Source organism: Psychrobacillus mangrovi (genome assembly GCF_037104765.1).
In the GTDB taxonomy this organism is placed as follows: domain Bacteria; phylum Bacillota; class Bacilli; order Bacillales_A; family Planococcaceae; genus Psychrobacillus; species Psychrobacillus mangrovi.
Genome location: NZ_JBAWSY010000003.1, coordinates 109520 through 125958, shown reverse-complemented (window position 1 = coordinate 125958; position 16439 = coordinate 109520). Strand labels below are relative to the sequence as shown.

Sequence of the window (16439 nt, the reverse complement as noted above, 5' to 3'; positions counted from 1 at the left end):
GCTATAAACACAAATGTGTTCAGCCCTAATTTTATCATGTCTCTTATTATCTTTCATCTATTGGAATATATTTTTGCATTCCAGGTCCAACATATTCTGCACGAGGGCGAATAAGGCGGTTATCTGAATATTGTTCTAAAATATGAGCAGTCCAACCAGATACACGAGATACAGCAAAAATCGGTGTGAACAAATCGTGATCGATGTTAAGAGAATGGTATACAGATGCTGAATAGAAATCTACGTTAGGTGGTAAATTCTTTTGGCCAGTAACGATTTCTTCAATTTTTACAGACATGTCATACCATTTTGACTCTCCACGAAGAGCAGTTAATTTTTTAGACATTTCACGTAAATGTTTTGCACGTGGATCACCTTTTCTATATACACGGTGACCAAATCCCATAATTTTTTCTTTGTTGTCTAGTTTAGTACCAATAACTTTTTCTACATTATCAACAGAACCGATTTCTGTTAACATTTTCATAACTTGTTCGTTTGCTCCACCATGTAATGGTCCTTTTAAAGCTCCGATAGCTGCTACCACACCTGAATAAATATCTGAAAGTGTTGCAACACATACGCGTGCTGTAAATGTAGATGCATTTAGTTCATGATCAGCATGAAGTACTAATGCTTTATTGAATGCTTCCACTTCGATATCGTCTGGAAGGTTTCCAGATAGCATGTACAAGAAGTTTGCAGCATAACCTAAGTCTGTTTTTGGAGCAATAGGATCAAGTCCTTTGCGTACACGAGAGAATGCTGTAACTAATGTTGGAAGTTTTGCTTGAAGTTGAATTGCTTTTAGGTAGTTCGCCTCTTCGGACATATCCTCAGCAGCATCATCATATAATGCTAGCATAGATACGGCTGTTCTAATAGCCGTCATTGGGTGAACTTTTGATATTGGAAAAGTTTTGAAATAGTCAAGTACTTCTTGAGGAACAGCCATATTATTAGCCAGTTGTTGTTTTAAATCTTCTAATTCATTTGCTTTAGGAAGGCGTTTATTCCAAAGTAGGAAAACTACCTCTTCAAAGCTCGCATTAACTGCTAAATCATCAATATCATAGCCAACGTATGTTAGTGTGTCATCAATAATAGAACTGATGGCAGACTGCGTTGCTACAACTCCTTCTAATCCACGAGTAGTTGTCATATTAATCTCTCCCTCTTGTTCAGATTAAATATATTATCACCTAAAATAATGACAAAAATTTATCTGATTAGAATATGTATCTTATCAATACTTACTAATTCATTATAATCAAGTTTAGCTATTTTGTGAATGAAAACGCTTAAAATAATCAAAAAAATAATTACTTATCTACTAAATATTTGAAAAGATTGGATGAAAATGATTGGTTTGCAAATAAATAAGGAAGATTTTTTTGGAAAATGGGCTCCAATTGGAATAATTATACTTATTTCTTTCGTTGCTTATCCACTAACTATAGCAATTATATTTGGTTATTTTTTATTTCCAATAACTAACTTCTTTTTCAAAAAGTTTAAACTTCCAATTATGTTAAGCGTATTTTTAACAGAAGCATTAATTTTGTCTGGCTGTATATTGTTAATTTTATATTTGGTACAAACACTCATTGATCTTATTCCACTAATTCATGAGTATATTGTGAAACTACCAGTTGTGGAAATACAAAAACATCCGATCTTTCTAATGTTTGAAGGAAAATTTCAAACTTTGTTAAACAAATTTATGAATGAGCTCTTAATCTATTTCACTCATTTGCCTTCTTATTTTTTTGAACTGTTTCTTTTTAGTATCGCATTATTTTTTTCATTGCATGAATCTGTGAAGGATCGTCATTGGTTTTTAGTTTATTTTCCAAAAAAGGCTAGAGGAATATGTGAAAAGGCATTAATGAAGATTTCAGGGGTAATGAATAATTTTATTTCTGTGGGGATTAAGCTGTATTTGCTAACTTTCTCCCTTTTATCAATTGGCTTTGTTATATTAGGATTTCAACAACCATTTAAATATGCCTTTCTTGTTTCTTTGGTTGATAGTCTTCCATTTTTAGGTATTGGCTTAATTTTAATACCTCTTAGTATTTACTTTTTCTTATTGGAACAACATACGATTGGGCTCATTATTTTACTTTTGTATTTATTTGTCCAGTTAACAAGGCATATTGTAGAGTCCATGTTATGGTCTTCCTCTATGCAAATAAAGGCTGTCCACGTATTCTTTCTAAGTGCGGCAGCCATTTTAATATTTGGGTTTATCGGAATTTTATTTAGTCCCTTTATTTATTTGCTTGCAAATAGATGGAGTGGTCTCACGAGGACTTCATAACTATTACTTGACCGTTTTTCATTTTTTTTCTAATCCATTTATAAATAAATGGTTTAAATAATTTTCTTGTTGGACCGATTAAAAGTAAAAAACCAAGAATGTCCGAAATAAAACCAGGCAGGATCACTAAAATAGAACCAACAAATACACAAAGCCCATTAATAGCAGCTTCTCCCGGTGCCTGACGATTTTTAATACTATCTGATACTTCACGGTATGCTTTAATCCCTTGTCTTTTTGCTAAAAAAGCACCAACAATCCCTGTAGCTAATATTAGTAGAATTGTAAAACCTACTCCAATTGATTTACCAGACAATAGTAATATATATAATTCTATTGCTGGAATGACAATGAGCAATCCAATAATCCATTTCATATATTCACCTACTGTATAGAATGATTGCCCCACCAATACAGGTGAGGCAATTTTTAATAATTCAAAGACTTAATTTAAATTTCAATGTTATCACTTAAACTATCTGATATTAAATGATACTTGCTTTCCCGTGATAAATAACTCCACTTTCAGCGTCCATCGTAAGCTCTTGTCCATTTTTAATTAATTTTGTTGCATTATTAACTCCAACTATTACAGGAATTCCTAAGCTTAAACCAACTACAGCTGCATGACTAGTTAAGCCACCTTCTTCTGTAATAAGTCCTTTGCATTTTTCTATTGCAGGCATCATTTCACGATCAGAACCAATCGTTACTATAATACTATTGGAAGTGTCTTGACCTAATAACTCTCTTGAGTTGTTAACAACAACCGCTTTTCCATAAGCAGTTAGTTTGCCAATGCCCTGTCCTTTGGCAACCATGTCTCCAATAACATGTACTTTCATCAAGTTAGTTGTTCCTGCTTCTCCCACAGGAACACCAGCAGTAATTACTACTAAGTCACCATGCGTTACATAGTGATGGAGAATGCTTTCTTCCACTGCAACCTCTAATACCTCATCAGTTGAATATGCTTTTTTACCAACTATCGGATATACGCCCCAAACTAATGTAAGCTTTCTAGAAGGCAAAGAAGACGAAGTTACCGCAATAATAGGGACACCTGGTCTAAACTTTGAAATCATCTTAGCTGTATGTCCACTTTCAGTTGGTGCAATAACTGCCTTTACTTTTAAGTTAATAGCAGTATGCGCAACTGCTTGTCCGATTGCATCCGTTAAGTTTACTTCTCGTCCCTTACTTAGTTTAGTCACAATAGAACGATAGTCAATTGCATTTTCTGTTCTTTTAGCTATTTTATCCATTGTTTGAACCGATTCTACTGGGTATAAGCCTGCCGCTGTTTCACCCGAAAGCATAATCGCATCAGTGCCATCTAATATAGCGTTTGCTACGTCACTTGCTTCTGCTCTAGTAGGTCTTGGATTACGTTGCATAGAATCTAACATTTGAGTAGCAGTAATAACTGGCTTACCTGCATCATTACATTTTTGAATAAGACTCTTTTGAACTAAAGGAACCTCTTCTGCTGGAATTTCTACTCCAAGATCGCCCCTTGCAACCATTAAGCCATCTGCAACTTGAATAATTTCATCAATATTGTCTACCCCTTCTTGATTTTCAATCTTAGGGATAATTTGAATATGTGAACCATTATTTTTCTCTAGTAACTCTCTTATTTCTAATACATCTTTTGAACGACGAACAAATGATGCCGCGATAAAATCGACACCTTGCTCGATTCCAAATAAGATGTCTTTTGCATCTTTTTCTGTAATTCCTGGCAATTGTACAGATACTCCAGGAACATTTACACCTTTGTTATTTTTGAGGGTTCCAGCATTTTGAACAAATGTAGTAATAATCCCCTCATTCACTTCTATTTTAGTAACGATTAATTCAATTAATCCGTCATCGAGTAAAATAATAGAGCCAACTTGAACATCCTCGATTAATTTTTCATATGTAATCGAAAAACGTTCTTTGTTTCCTAATACTTCAGTCATGGAAATCTCAATTGTTTGACCTGAAACTAAATCTATGGCATCGTTCTCCATTTTATGTGTTCTTATTTCAGGTCCTTTTGTATCAAGTAAAATCCCAACAATTTTACCTGCTTTGATTGAAACTTCTCTTATCTTTTGGATTCTAGCTGCATGCTCTTCATGGCTGCCATGCGAGAAATTTAGACGAGCAACATTCATACCTGCTTCGATTAATTGTTTTAACATTTCTTCTGATTCACTAGCTGGTCCAATAGTACAAACTATTTTAGTTTTTCTCATATTCAAGTCCTTTCTTTAAAGAAGATTATACTTTAGATAGATAATTCCTTTGATAATTGATACATTAATGAATCAAAAGCTTCACTCTTCTCAAAAGCTTCATTCATATCATAGTCTACCACTAGATGATTCTGTATGCCAACCGCACGACCTCCTTGGCCTGCCAGCAATACTTCCACCGCTTTCGCTCCAAACAAACTCGCCAATACACGATCTCTTCCAGTAGGAGAACCACCACGTTGAATATGCCCTAAAACGGAGACACGAGTTTCAATTTTTGCTTTTTCCATTAATTGAGTGGCAAATTCAGAACCACTCATTACCCCTTCAGCAACTATGATGATACTATGCTTTTTACCACGAGCAGATCCACTTTCCAATCTTTCTACAACTTCGTCCATATTATAGTCAACTTCTGGAATAATAATTGTTTCGGCACCACCAGCAAGACCTGCCCACAAAGCCAAATCTCCTGCATCTCTCCCCATGACTTCAACGATAAATGTACGGTCATGCGATGTTGCTGTATCTCTAATTTTATCAATACACTCAATAACTGTATTTAAAGCTGTATCAAATCCAAGTGTATAATCTGTTCCTGGTATATCATTGTCAATAGTTCCTGGAATTCCCACACAGGGAAAGCCATTTTTAGTTAAATTCATGGAACCTCTATATGAACCATCTCCGCCAATAACTACTAAGCCTTCAATTCCATTTACTTTCAATTGTTCCATTGCTTTTAGTTGACCTTCTTCAGTTCTAAATTCAGGACAACGTGCAGAATAAAGTTTGGTTCCTCCTCGCTGAATAATATCACCAACTGAACCTAAATCTAAAAGTTCCATTTTTCCATCGATCAACCCCTGATAACCATGAAAAATACCTACTACTTCTAAACCTTCATATATTGCTTTTCTCACTACTGCACGAATTGCAGCATTCATGCCTGGAGCATCTCCCCCACTTGTCAATACGCCGATACGCTTCACAATGATCCCTCCACTATGTATTTAATAATCTTAGCTTAACACGAATTAGCATAAAAAAAAATGCGCCATAAAAGACGCATTTTACTCACTAAAAACTCCAATATTTTTAAATTTATTATATCTATCCTCAACTAACTCTTCTGCGGTTAATTTAGTTAATTGTTGTAGCGATTTAATCAATGCTTCCTTCAAATAAGTAGCCTGTTTTTCAGGATCACGATGTGCACCACCATGCACCTCTTTGATAACTTCATCAATGATCTTCATTTCTTTTAAATCTGGTGCTGTGATTTTCATTGCTTCAGCAGCTTGTTTAGAAAGAGACGCGTCTTTCCAAAGTATAGAGGCTGCTCCTTCCGGTGAAATAACAGAATATGTAGAGTTCTCTAGCATATGAATATGATTTGCAACCCCAAGTGCTAGTGCCCCACCACTTCCACCTTCTCCAATTACTACACTAATTACAGGTACTTTAAGTCCAGCCATTTCTACTAAGTTTCTAGCAATAGCTTCACTTTGCCCTCTTTCTTCCGCAGCTTTACCAGGGTAAGCTCCTTTGGTATCTATAAAACAGACGATCGGGCGGTTAAATTTTTCCGCTTGTTTCATTAAGCGAAGTGCTTTCCGATAGCCTTCAGGATGTGGCATTCCGAAATTTCGTTTAATGTTTTCTTTCGTATCAAGACCTCTTTGATGACCAATAATTGTTAGAGATTTTCCTTCTAATTGCCCTATGCCACCGATAATTGCAGCGTCATCACCAAATAGTCGATCTCCATGGAGCTCTATAAAGTCTGTAATTATAGATTTAATATAATCTCTTGTAGTTGGTCTGCTAGGATGGCGAGCAACTTGAACACGGTCCCAAGGCTGCATATTTTCATAAATATCTTGTTCTAGTTTTTCTAATCTCTCTTCAAGTTTTTCTATCTCTTCAGTCATATCTATTTCTGTGTTTTGGGTATACTCTTTTAATTCATCAATTTTTAATTTTAGTTGAACAATAGGCTCTTCAAATGGTAATGCTTTTACCATGATGTAACCTCCTTTTGTACATGCATTTTCACTAGAGAAGCTACAGTTGAACGCATATCTTTTCTGTGAATGACCGCATCTAGCTGGCCATGATCCAATAAAAATTCAGCCGTTTGAAAATTCTCAGGTAGTTTTTCACGAACTGTTTGTTCAATAACTCGGCGCCCTGCAAATCCAATTAAAGCTTTTGGTTCTGCTAGATTTATATCTCCAACAGAGGCGAAACTAGCGGAGACCCCTCCTGTTGTAGGATGCGTCAATATCGAAATATACAATAGTCCATGTTCGCTATGTCTTCTTAGAGCAACGGATGTTTTCGCCATTTGCATCAACGATAAAACACCTTCTTGCATTCTAGCTCCACCACTAGCCGTGAAAATAATAAAAGGTACTTGTAGCATGGTAGCTTTTTCTATTGCTCTTGTTATTTTTTCTCCCACTACAGAACCCATAGAACCCATTCTAAAATGTGAATCCATCATAGCTACAACTATTTTTTGTCCTTCTATCTCTCCAACGCCTGTTAAAACAGCTTCATTTATACCCGTCTTTTTAGCATCAGACTTTATTTTTTCGGTATAGCTAGGAAAATTTAGCGGATTCTCTGATTGCAAATGATCATCCATGCTTTCAAATGAATTATCATCTAAAAAGATTTCTACTCGTTCAAAAGCAGTCATTTTCATATGGTGATCACAAGAAGGACATACTTTTAAATTTTTCATCAAGTCCTTTGTAAAAACATTTTTTCTACATTCTGGACATTTCATCATAATTCCTTCTGGAACTTCTTTATTCGCTTGATCTGGTATAGTTGCATATTTCTTATTATGATTTTTTCTAAAAATATCTCGTATCATTATTCTCTCCCCTATTCTTTAGAAAAGCGCAAGGTATCGATGACTATCAACTAATTTGTTCTGATTGGATGATAGCTAGCCATTGGATGTATAAATTTATAGTACTAACTTCATCTCCATTTTTAAAGCTATTTAACAGCTGGATCCAGATGTCCTTTTCCTCTAAAGACATAAGTTTCTTGTATGGCTCTCCAGCAAATTGTTTTAATAAAAACCATATTTTTAAAGTTAGGCGATTATCGGAAATAATAATTATTTCTCGAATGATATCCTCACGTAAAACCTCTTCAGTATTTAATTTAATTAGGAATGAGTCCCAAATAGAATGTTTAGATAAAGTATCAGAAACACAAATGGTTCGAACTGCTTCTTTTTCTAAAGTTTCTCTTGTCTTGTGTACATCTTCTTTAGATTTTGATTCTTGTAAGATAAACGTAGATAATAATTCAACTAGTTGATGTTTACGATAATCAGAAAGAAAAGTTCCTTCCCCTCTTCTTGTTTCAATTAACCCAAGTAGTTCTAAACTTCTAAGTGCTTCCCTTACAGTTGACCTTCCAACTTGCAAACGTTCAGCCAATTCTCTTTCGGAAGGTAATTTACCGCCAACTGCTACATTCTCCTCGTTAATAAGGTCTCTCAATTGTTTTACTATCTCTAAAAACATTTTGCTGGAATTATTTTTTGGAATCATACATCCTCACTCTTCCATTTATTTCAAAGTGGTCTGACCACTCATAACTAATAGCATACAAAATTATTAGTAAAACGTAAAGAAAAAACTGTACATAGCTTGTACAGTTCAGACTGTAGATAAACTCGAAAAAAATGAGTTTATCTACATTTTTTTATTTTTAGATAGGATAGAATAGGTTTTCCGAAGCTTTCCGCGGGCGAGCAAACGCTTCTCCAATCCAAAAAATACCACGGTTTTATAGAAAAAAATCTTGAGGTGATGGAAACTGATAACGAGAAATCAAATTAATGAACGAGACCAAATAGTTATAAATACAATTTAACAACTTGTTCTACAAGATACCATTTATTAAGTTTAGCTTTAATCTGAATTGTAATTTGAAATTGATTTTCCTATTATTTGTGTTTTACCATTTCTTCGTTCTGCTTTTCCTTCAACGACAATAATTGACATTTCTTTTAACAATGCGTTATATTTCGCATATTCTTCGGGAAAAAGAGTTACCGAAATACTTCCAGTATCGTCTTGTAGTGTAACAAATGCCATTGATTCACCTTTTTTTGTTCTAATTCTTTTTATTTCTTCAATAAGTCCAATAATTTTTATTTTCCATTCTTTTTGTACTTGATTGGCGTTCCATATACTCACGATTTGTTCAGGATAATTTCTTTTAATTGAAACAGTTGGATGCTCAGAAAAATATTGTCCTAACACATCTTTTTCAAATTGAAGCTTCATCATTAAAGGTAACGGTTCCGTTCGTACATATTTAGATTTTCCAAAATGAGATGCATCCCCGTCAAACAAATCACTCTCTTCTGTAGGACTTACAAGTTCAGCATATTTTACTGCAGCATCCAATGTAGCAAGCAGCGTAGAACGTTCTTCTTTCAATTCATCTAAAGCACCAGCCTTAATAAGTGGCTCTACATTCTTTCGAGTAAAATGAACAGCTGTAAGATCCGCTGCAAAATCGAAAATATCTTCCCAGCTTGAGGACCTATTTGCTCTTTGCTGTGTTAATTTTCTTATAAAAGTATGGGGTACCCCTTTTATAGCATTTAAACCAAATCGGACACCGCTGCTTTCAACTGAAAAAGAAAGTTGGCTTTTATAAATAGAAGGAGGTAACACGCTAATATTTTTTTGTTTCATTTCCATTAAAAGTTGATTTATTTTTTCTTGATTTCCCACTGCAGTACTTAATAATGCACAGTAAAAAGGTACAGGGAAATGAGTCTTTAAATAAGCCATTTGATACGATATAACACTATAGGCTACTGCATGACTTTTTGGAAATCCGTAATCAGCAAAACGAACGATTAAATCGTATACAGAGGAAGCAGCCTCTTGTGTATGTCCAAGTTCTATTGCTTTTTGAACGAAATGAGCCCGTTCTTTTTGTAAAATATCACGATTTTTTTTACTAACCGCTCGACGTAACAAATCTGCTTCTCCAAATGTAAAGCCCGCCATTTGGGAGGCGATTTGCATGATTTGTTCTTGATAGACAATGATGCCATACGTTTCTTTTAAAATTGGTTCAAGCACAGGATGTTCATAAGTGACAGCTTGTTGTCCTAATTTTCTTTTTGCGTATAATGGAATACTATCCATTGGCCCTGGTCTAAATAAAGCATTTACTGCTACGATATCCTCAAATCTGGATGGTTTTATTTGCCTTATGGCGTTTCGCATACCTGCAGATTCAAGTTGAAATACACCTGTCGTATCACCATTTTGAAGCATTTGAAAGGTAGGTTTATCATTTAACGGAATAGATTCTAATGTGACATGAGCTGTTGTCTTTTTATTAATTAAAAAAAGAATTCGCTCGATTATGGTTAAATTTCTTAACCCAAGAAAATCCATTTTTAATAAACCAACTTGTTCTACTTCTTTCATAGGCCACTGTGTTAAATATATCTCATCATGACCACTCTGTATCGGCACTACGTCAACAAGTGGACTCGGTGAGAGCACTACACCAGCTGCATGAGTGGACGCATTTCTAGGTAAACCTTCTAATGCTAAAGCAACTTGAAACCATTTTTTTCTGATTTCCTCCGTTTGAATAAACTCTCTCAACTTTTGAGATTGCTCATATGCCTCTTTTAAAGAAATTCCAGGTTTAGATGGAATAAAAGAAGAGATAGCTTCTAATGTGGAGGATTCAAATCCGAATACCCTTGCCACCTCACGTGCCACTGCTTTTGTCGAAAGAGTACCGAAAGTGATTATTTGCGACACATGCTGTTTGCCATACTTCTTAACGACGTATTGTATAACTTCCATTCTTTTGGAATCTGCAAAATCAATATCGATATCAGGCAAAGTGATTCGTTCTGGATTTAAAAACCTCTCAAATAAAAGACCATTCTCAATTGGATCTACATCCGTAATAAAAAGAGAATAAGCTACAAGAGAACTTGCAGAAGACCCCCGTCCTGGTCCTGTTAATATTCCTGCCTGTTTTGCAAACTTCATAAAATCCTGCACAATTAGAAAATAATCATCATACTTCATTTGACTAATAACTTGAAGTTCATAATGAAGACGATCCACATATTCATTCGTAACGTTTTTTACTCGTTTTGCTAATCCCTCTTCGCAAAGTTGTCGTAAATGGTCTTTTGCCAATACGTTTGATGGTAGAGGGAAGTTCGGCATATGGTGAGTAGGCTGTTCGAATTGTAAGTGGCAGCTTTCTAGCATCTTTTTTGTATTTTCAAGCCATTGTGGAACATCTGAAAACCAACTGAGCCACTCATCGCTTGAAAGTATGTGATATGAATTATTGGAAGGTTTTAAACGATGAAGATCAGCCATTTTGAGTGATTGATCCATTGCATTTAATACTTCAAAAGCAAATGCACCCTCTTTTTCCACATAGCGACTCATATGAAAGGTAGTTATGGGAATAGAAAGTTCATCTGCTATCGATACTATTTCAGGTTCGTCTTCTTTGATTATTCCATTTGGTCGCTCTACACCTACGAATAGGAAAGTAGGTAGAAATATATCAGCTAACTCAGCTAATGCTTCTTTAGAATATTGTTCACTGTGATAGACAGCAATAATTCCTTCTCTATATGCTAGTAGCCATTTTAGTGGAAGTTCGGAAAGTTCCCTTGTTTCTAAGCCACTTGTAATCTTTAATAGATTTTCATAACCCCTATTGTTTTTTGCGTATAAAATGACAGAACAGACCTGTGTTTCTAATTGTACTTTGATCGTCAGTCCTATCACCGGGTGAATTTGTTGTTTATTTAATTCATGCCAAAAAGGCAACATGCCATACAATTTACTATTTGTAATGGCGGCTGCCTTCGCATTGTTCTTTTTTAACTTTTGAATTAACTGATCCAATTGTATTGTACTTTTCAGCATATCCGCTGATGTTACAATTTGTGGATATACTGTTTCCATATAAGACACCTCAGTTTACAACATTTTTAAATCCTCAATTACGATATCCGCTTCTTCCCACGTCTTTACGGAAGCACCTGAAGCAAGTGGGTGTCCACCACCACCATATTTTTTGGCTATTTCATTAATAATCGGACCTTTCGAGCGCAGTCGAACACGGATTTCTTTCTCATCCTCGATAAAGAATACCCAACATCTCATTCCTTTTACATCCGCTAAAGCACTCACCAATAAAGAAGCTTCAGATTCTGCAACTTTGTACTTTTGTAAAATCTCTCTTGTTAATTTTACAAAACCAACACCATTTTCATCCATGTTAAAGTTTTCATAAACAAAGCCCTTTAACTGAAGTAAATTACGTTCAACCTCATACATACCATTGAACAGTTCAGTGCGGTCAAAGCCATGAGAAATTAGCTCTCCTGCATATTTCATTGTTTGTAGTGTTGTACTTTGAAACATAAACCTTCCTGTATCTCCAACAATTCCAGCAAATAATAATCTTGCAATACTTGCATCTAACTTCCAGCCTCTATATTCCTTCGCTTCTTCAAATAATTCACAAATCATTTCACTGACCGAGCTTGCATTTGTATTAACCCAGAGTAAATCTCCATACGCATCATCATTTGGGTGATGATCTATTTTAATCAAATAACTACCTTGCTTATAACGATCATCATCTATTCTTTCCGTATTTGCAGTGTCAGTAACGATAATAAGTGCATCTTGGAAATCCTCATCTAAAACTTTATCTGGTCGGGCTAAAAAGTCTAGAGTGTTTTCATGAATTCCAGTAGCAAATACTTTTTTGTTCGGATAGTTTAATGAAATGAGCTCTTTTAATCCTATTTGAGATCCGTATGCATCCGGATCGGGACGTACATGTCGATGTATTATTATTTTGTCATATCGTTCGATTGTGTCAATGATTTGTCTTTTCACTTCATATTCCCTCACTTCATCAGAATAACTATTCGCATTTTTACAAATTTCCCTATACAATAATGAAAGCTTAACTTTTTATTGGAGGTCCATTATGATACTTAATTTTATCTTTATACTAGCCATTGTTGTTTCTTTTGTATGGTATTTTTATTTTAAAACGAAACAATTCCGCACCACTTTACCTATTCATAAAAAATGGTATGCTGCGAAAGCATCTGTTTGTTTAGGAGCATTTTTACTGTTTTTTGGATTAAATTTTCTAATCGTGTTTCCATCATCTATTACATATGTTATTTCAGCTATATTTATCCTTTTAGGAGGATATTTTATGTATCATAATTATAAAGTATCCAAGCATTATGGACAATTCGTTAAAGAGGAATTAGATTTAAATAAATAGCAAATTCAACATTAAATGATGCAGCTAAAAGCTGCATCATTTTTTCATCGTTCTAGCATTTGATAAGTTACCATTGCTTTTCCGACTAACTGTTTTTCATTAAATATTTCTATATCCATTTTTGCTACTTTACGGCTCATTTCTAATACTCTTGCATGTATTCGAAGAATACTTTCTATCTGGATAGGTTTCGTATAGTAAATGGTCATATTTTCAACAACACTTTCTCCACGTTTCCGAATTTTCAATGTTTGAGCCCCTGTTTCTGTCAATAGAATGGAGAAGGCTCCATAAGACATTGCACCATAATGGTTCGTCATCTGAGGAGTAACGATAAACTCAAAAATGTATTCCTCAGCGGAAATTAGTTTTATTTGTTGCTTTACAATATCGTCTATTGTTTCACCATTTTGTGGTTGTCGTGAAGCAGCTTGTAATGCTTTTAATACATCCTGTCTACTAATAACACCTTTTAAAGAATTGTTATCACCCACAACAGGCAACAAATCAATTCCTTCCCAAATCATTCGATGACTTGCTGAAGCAACACTAGTTTTGAGCGTAATGGATATTGGATTTCTCGTCATTACTTTCTCGATTGATTCATGACTATCTTTCCCAATTACATCTCTTGCCGTAACAATTCCTACAAGCTTGTTAGATTTATCTACTACGGGAAATCCTCCATGTGTCGTCAATTGGTTTAATTCATGGTAGCGGGTTATTAAATCATTTGTACGAAGAAACGAAGTGTCTTTTAAAGGAACATAGATATCTTCAATTAAAAGTACATCTTTTTTAATCAATTGGTCATCAATTGCCCGATTGATCATCGTTGCAACCGTAAAAGTATCATAACTCGTTGAAATTACTGGCAACTCTAAATCATCCGCTAGTTTTTTTGTTCTTTCAGAAACATCAAATCCTCCGGTGACAAGTACTCCGGCTCCAGCTCTTAATCCAGATTCATGTACTTGAAGACGATTTCCTACAATTAACAAGTTGCTCGGTTCTACATAGCGCATCATGTCTTCTAATTGCATAGCACCTATAACAAACTTATTCAGTGTTTTGTATAGTCCCGCTTTACCACCCAACACCTGTCCATCGACAATATTTACTACTTCGGCATAAGTTAATCTTTCAAAATGCTCTTTTTTCTTTAATTCAATTCGGATTGTTCCAACTCGTTCAATCGTACTAACTAGTCTTCTATTTTCTGCTTCCTTTATCGCACGGTATGCTGTTCCTTCACTTACCGTTAAGTCTTTCGCAATTTGTCTTACCGATATTTTATCCCCAACAGGAAGTTTTTCTATATACGCTAAAATTTGCTCATGTTTTGTTGTCATGTAGTCACATCCAAACGATTGTTATACGCTTATTGTACCACATTAATTATTTTTTCTAGCTACGTTACAGTTGTACGATTTCACCCGCTTGTAGTATTTGGACTTCCGCAGATGAAACTAATTCTTTAAATAGATTTGGATCTTGTTTAATAGGTGGGAATGTATTGTAATGTATTGGGACAACTACTTTTGGCTTTAAAAGCTCCGTAGCATATGCTGCATCCTCAGGACCCATAGTGAAATTATCCCCGATTGGCAAAAAGGCAACATCAATATTATTTCGTTGTCCAATTAATTGCATGTCACCAAATAGCGCTGTGTCTCCTGCATGATAAATGGTCTTTCCTTCTGCGGTAAATAATATTCCAGCTGGCATACCAGTATAAATTGTTCCATCTTCAGATGAGTTAAAAGAAGAACTGTGGAATGCTTTTGTAAACTTCACTCGCCCAAAATCAAATTCATATGCCCCGCCTAAACCCATTTCATGAGTGTTTAGACCTTTCGTACCTAGATAAGCTGCAAGTTCAAAAGGTGCTACAACAAGTGCATTGGACTGCTTTGCTATTTCAATCGTGTCTCCGACGTGATCATTATGTCCATGTGTCAATAAAATTACATCAGGCTTTTCTTCAGAGGCAGTTAAATCAGTTAAGCCATTTCCAGTTATAAAAGGATCGATTAAGATTGTGTGCGTATTTGTTCTAATTTTTACTACAGAATGTCCATGATAACTAATTTTCATTTGTAATCCTCTCCTTTAGATAGTTTTTCTCTCTGTATTTCATTCAACGTAGATGCCAGATTTCCTTTATTCTGATATCCTTATAACATAAAATTTTAAAAGAGGTGCCATAATGAAACAAGTAAAACGAATTCAAAGCTTTTTAAACACTAATAATATTGACGCTGCTTTCATAACGACTCCAGATAATGTATTTTATTTTACTGGATTTAGAAGCAATCCGCATGAACGTTTGCTTGGCGTGTTAATTTTTAAAGATGATACTCCATTTATCATTTGTCCACAAATGGAAGTTCCAGATGCTTTAGCAACTGGTTGGACTGGTGATATTGTTGGACACCAAGATACAGAAAATGCTTGGGATATTGTAGTACAAACCATTCAAAACAAAGTTGGCGTTATTCAATCATTAGCAATTGAAAAAGCACACTTAACAGTAGAAAGACAAGAAGCCATTCTTGAAAGAATACCTGAAATTCAAATTTCAAGAATCGATGAGGAGATAAATAAATTACGTGTAATAAAAACAGAAGATGAATTGGTAAATATGCGAAAAGCTGCAGAGCTTGCTGATTTTGCAATTGAAGTAGGTTGTAAAGAAATTGCCGAAGGAAAAACAGAGCTAGAAATTTTAAATGCAATAGAGTCTGCAGTAAAAGAAAAAGGCGGTTATCAAATGTCCTTTGATACGATGGTATTGAGTGGACCTAAAACTGCTTCTCCACATGGTAATCCGGGTGATCGTAAAATTCAAAAAGGTGACTTTGTAATATTTGATTTAGGAGTTATTTATAATGGCTATTGTTCTGATATTACGAGAACTGTAGCATTTGGCGAACCAACTGAGGATAAACGCGAAGTATATGATACTGTACGTCGTGCAGAAGAGGCTGCAGTAAATGCAGTCAAACCGGGAATAACTGCTATGGAGCTAGATAAAATCGCTCGTGACGTAATTACAGACGCTGGATACGGAGAGTATTTTACGCATCGATTAGGCCACGGTCTTGGAATTTCAGTACACGAATTTCCATCGATTACTGGCGTAAATGATATGAAACTAGAAACTGGCATGGTATTCACTATTGAACCAGGTATTTATCACCCGAATATCACTGGAGTGCGTATTGAAGATGATGTGGTCGTTACAGAAAATGGTGTTGAAGTACTTACAAAATTCCCTAAAGAATTGATAGTTCTATAATAGTTCAATAAGCAACCGACACTTGTGCTTTCAGAGACTGTAGACAAACTCAAAAAAACGAGTGGTCTACAGTCTTTAAATTTTTTAAAAGATAGAAGAAATTGTTTTACTGATTTTACCGATTAATAGGAGCAATAGTATGGAAGAAAGAATGGTATAAAATGATGAAAGGATGCTATATGGACAGAAAAAGTTTTATACGGACAGA

Annotated in this window: 14 protein-coding genes; 3 read left to right on the top strand and 11 right to left on the bottom strand. The window is 35.0% G+C overall.

The genetic code is table 11. The annotated features are described in order from the left end of the window. Nucleotides 1-46 precede the first annotated feature (46 nt). Complete coding sequence (citZ, locus tag WAX74_RS06530; protein WP_336496855.1) at nt 47-1162, bottom strand: citrate synthase; 1116 nt, start codon at nt 1160-1162, stop codon at nt 47-49. A gap of 198 nt (nt 1163-1360) precedes the next feature. Here citZ and WAX74_RS06525 point away from each other — a divergent pair, with 198 nt between their 5' ends. Then, complete coding sequence (locus WAX74_RS06525) at nt 1361-2323, top strand: AI-2E family transporter (RefSeq protein WP_336496854.1); 963 nt, start codon at nt 1361-1363, stop codon at nt 2321-2323. Here WAX74_RS06525 and WAX74_RS06520 read toward each other — a convergent pair. The 8 genes from WAX74_RS06520 to WAX74_RS06485 form a co-directional block, all read right to left on the bottom strand. Continuing rightward, the gene (locus WAX74_RS06520) at nt 2307-2699 is read right to left on the bottom strand and encodes an FxsA family protein (RefSeq protein ID WP_336496853.1); all 393 of its coding nucleotides are present in this window, start codon (nt 2697-2699) and stop codon (nt 2307-2309) included. The genes WAX74_RS06525 and WAX74_RS06520 overlap by 17 nt on opposite strands. Nucleotides 2700-2808: 109 nt before the next feature. Beyond that, entirely contained in the window at nt 2809-4569 is a 1761-nt protein-coding gene (gene pyk, locus WAX74_RS06515; protein ID WP_336496852.1) for a pyruvate kinase, read from the bottom strand. A gap of 32 nt (nt 4570-4601) precedes the next feature. Further along, complete coding sequence (gene pfkA, locus WAX74_RS06510; protein ID WP_336496851.1) at nt 4602-5561, bottom strand: 6-phosphofructokinase; 960 nt, start codon at nt 5559-5561, stop codon at nt 4602-4604. 81 nt (nt 5562-5642) lie between these two features. Next, complete coding sequence (locus WAX74_RS06505; protein ID WP_336496850.1) at nt 5643-6596, bottom strand: acetyl-CoA carboxylase carboxyltransferase subunit alpha; 954 nt, start codon at nt 6594-6596, stop codon at nt 5643-5645. Further along, nucleotides 6590-7456 carry an acetyl-CoA carboxylase, carboxyltransferase subunit beta gene (accD, locus tag WAX74_RS06500; protein ID WP_336496849.1) on the bottom strand — a complete coding sequence of 289 codons (867 nt, stop codon included), beginning with the start codon at nt 7454-7456 and terminating at the stop codon, nt 6590-6592. The genes WAX74_RS06505 and accD overlap by 7 nt, the downstream gene beginning before the upstream one ends. A 46-nt stretch (nt 7457-7502) precedes the next feature. Continuing rightward, nucleotides 7503-8150 (bottom strand): FadR/GntR family transcriptional regulator, encoded by a 648-nt coding sequence (locus WAX74_RS06495; RefSeq protein ID WP_336496848.1) that lies wholly within the window; start codon nt 8148-8150, stop codon nt 7503-7505. A 363-nt stretch (nt 8151-8513) separates the two neighbouring features. Continuing rightward, complete coding sequence (dnaE, locus tag WAX74_RS06490; RefSeq protein WP_336496847.1) at nt 8514-11582, bottom strand: DNA polymerase III subunit alpha; 3069 nt, start codon at nt 11580-11582, stop codon at nt 8514-8516. A 15-nt stretch (nt 11583-11597) separates the two neighbouring features. After that, nucleotides 11598-12527 (bottom strand): DHH family phosphoesterase, encoded by a 930-nt coding sequence (locus WAX74_RS06485; RefSeq protein ID WP_336496846.1) that lies wholly within the window; start codon nt 12525-12527, stop codon nt 11598-11600. Nucleotides 12528-12621: 94 nt separating this feature from the next. Between WAX74_RS06485 and WAX74_RS06480 the strand changes: the two genes are divergently transcribed. Next, complete coding sequence (locus WAX74_RS06480) at nt 12622-12930, top strand: YtpI family protein (protein WP_336496845.1); 309 nt, start codon at nt 12622-12624, stop codon at nt 12928-12930. Nucleotides 12931-12974: 44 nt separating this feature from the next. On the opposite strand, the gene WAX74_RS06475 is transcribed toward WAX74_RS06480, so the two are convergent. Together WAX74_RS06475 and WAX74_RS06470 are read right to left on the bottom strand one after the other, a co-directional pair. Next, complete coding sequence (locus WAX74_RS06475) at nt 12975-14282, bottom strand: DRTGG domain-containing protein (RefSeq protein ID WP_336496844.1); 1308 nt, start codon at nt 14280-14282, stop codon at nt 12975-12977. A gap of 64 nt (nt 14283-14346) precedes the next feature. Continuing rightward, nucleotides 14347-15027: a metal-dependent hydrolase gene (locus WAX74_RS06470; protein WP_336496843.1), complete on the bottom strand. Its 681-nt coding sequence runs from the start codon at nt 15025-15027 to the stop codon at nt 14347-14349. A 112-nt stretch (nt 15028-15139) separates the two neighbouring features. On the opposite strand from WAX74_RS06470, the gene WAX74_RS06465 reads away from it, so the two are divergent. Beyond that, complete coding sequence (locus tag WAX74_RS06465) at nt 15140-16231, top strand: M24 family metallopeptidase (protein WP_336496842.1); 1092 nt, start codon at nt 15140-15142, stop codon at nt 16229-16231. Nucleotides 16232-16439: the final 208 nt, after the last annotated feature.

Coding starts and splice junctions, on each gene's coding strand:
- citZ (WP_336496855.1), bottom strand. CDS start 1,162: ATGACAACTACTCGTGGATTAGAAGGAGTTGTAGCAACGCAGTCTGCC.
- WAX74_RS06525 (WP_336496854.1), top strand. CDS start 1,361: ATGATTGGTTTGCAAATAAATAAGGAAGATTTTTTTGGAAAATGGGCT.
- WAX74_RS06520 (WP_336496853.1), bottom strand. CDS start 2,699: ATGAAATGGATTATTGGATTGCTCATTGTCATTCCAGCAATAGAATTA.
- pyk (WP_336496852.1), bottom strand. CDS start 4,569: ATGAGAAAAACTAAAATAGTTTGTACTATTGGACCAGCTAGTGAATCA.
- WAX74_RS06505 (WP_336496850.1), bottom strand. CDS start 6,596: ATGGTAAAAGCATTACCATTTGAAGAGCCTATTGTTCAACTAAAATTA.
- accD (WP_336496849.1), bottom strand. CDS start 7,456: ATGATACGAGATATTTTTAGAAAAAATCATAATAAGAAATATGCAACT.
- WAX74_RS06495 (WP_336496848.1), bottom strand. CDS start 8,150: ATGATTCCAAAAAATAATTCCAGCAAAATGTTTTTAGAGATAGTAAAA.
- dnaE (WP_336496847.1), bottom strand. CDS start 11,582: ATGGAAACAGTATATCCACAAATTGTAACATCAGCGGATATGCTGAAA.
- WAX74_RS06480 (WP_336496845.1), top strand. CDS start 12,622: ATGATACTTAATTTTATCTTTATACTAGCCATTGTTGTTTCTTTTGTA.
- WAX74_RS06475 (WP_336496844.1), bottom strand. CDS start 14,282: ATGACAACAAAACATGAGCAAATTTTAGCGTATATAGAAAAACTTCCT.
- WAX74_RS06470 (WP_336496843.1), bottom strand. CDS start 15,027: ATGAAAATTAGTTATCATGGACATTCTGTAGTAAAAATTAGAACAAAT.
- WAX74_RS06465 (WP_336496842.1), top strand. CDS start 15,140: ATGAAACAAGTAAAACGAATTCAAAGCTTTTTAAACACTAATAATATT.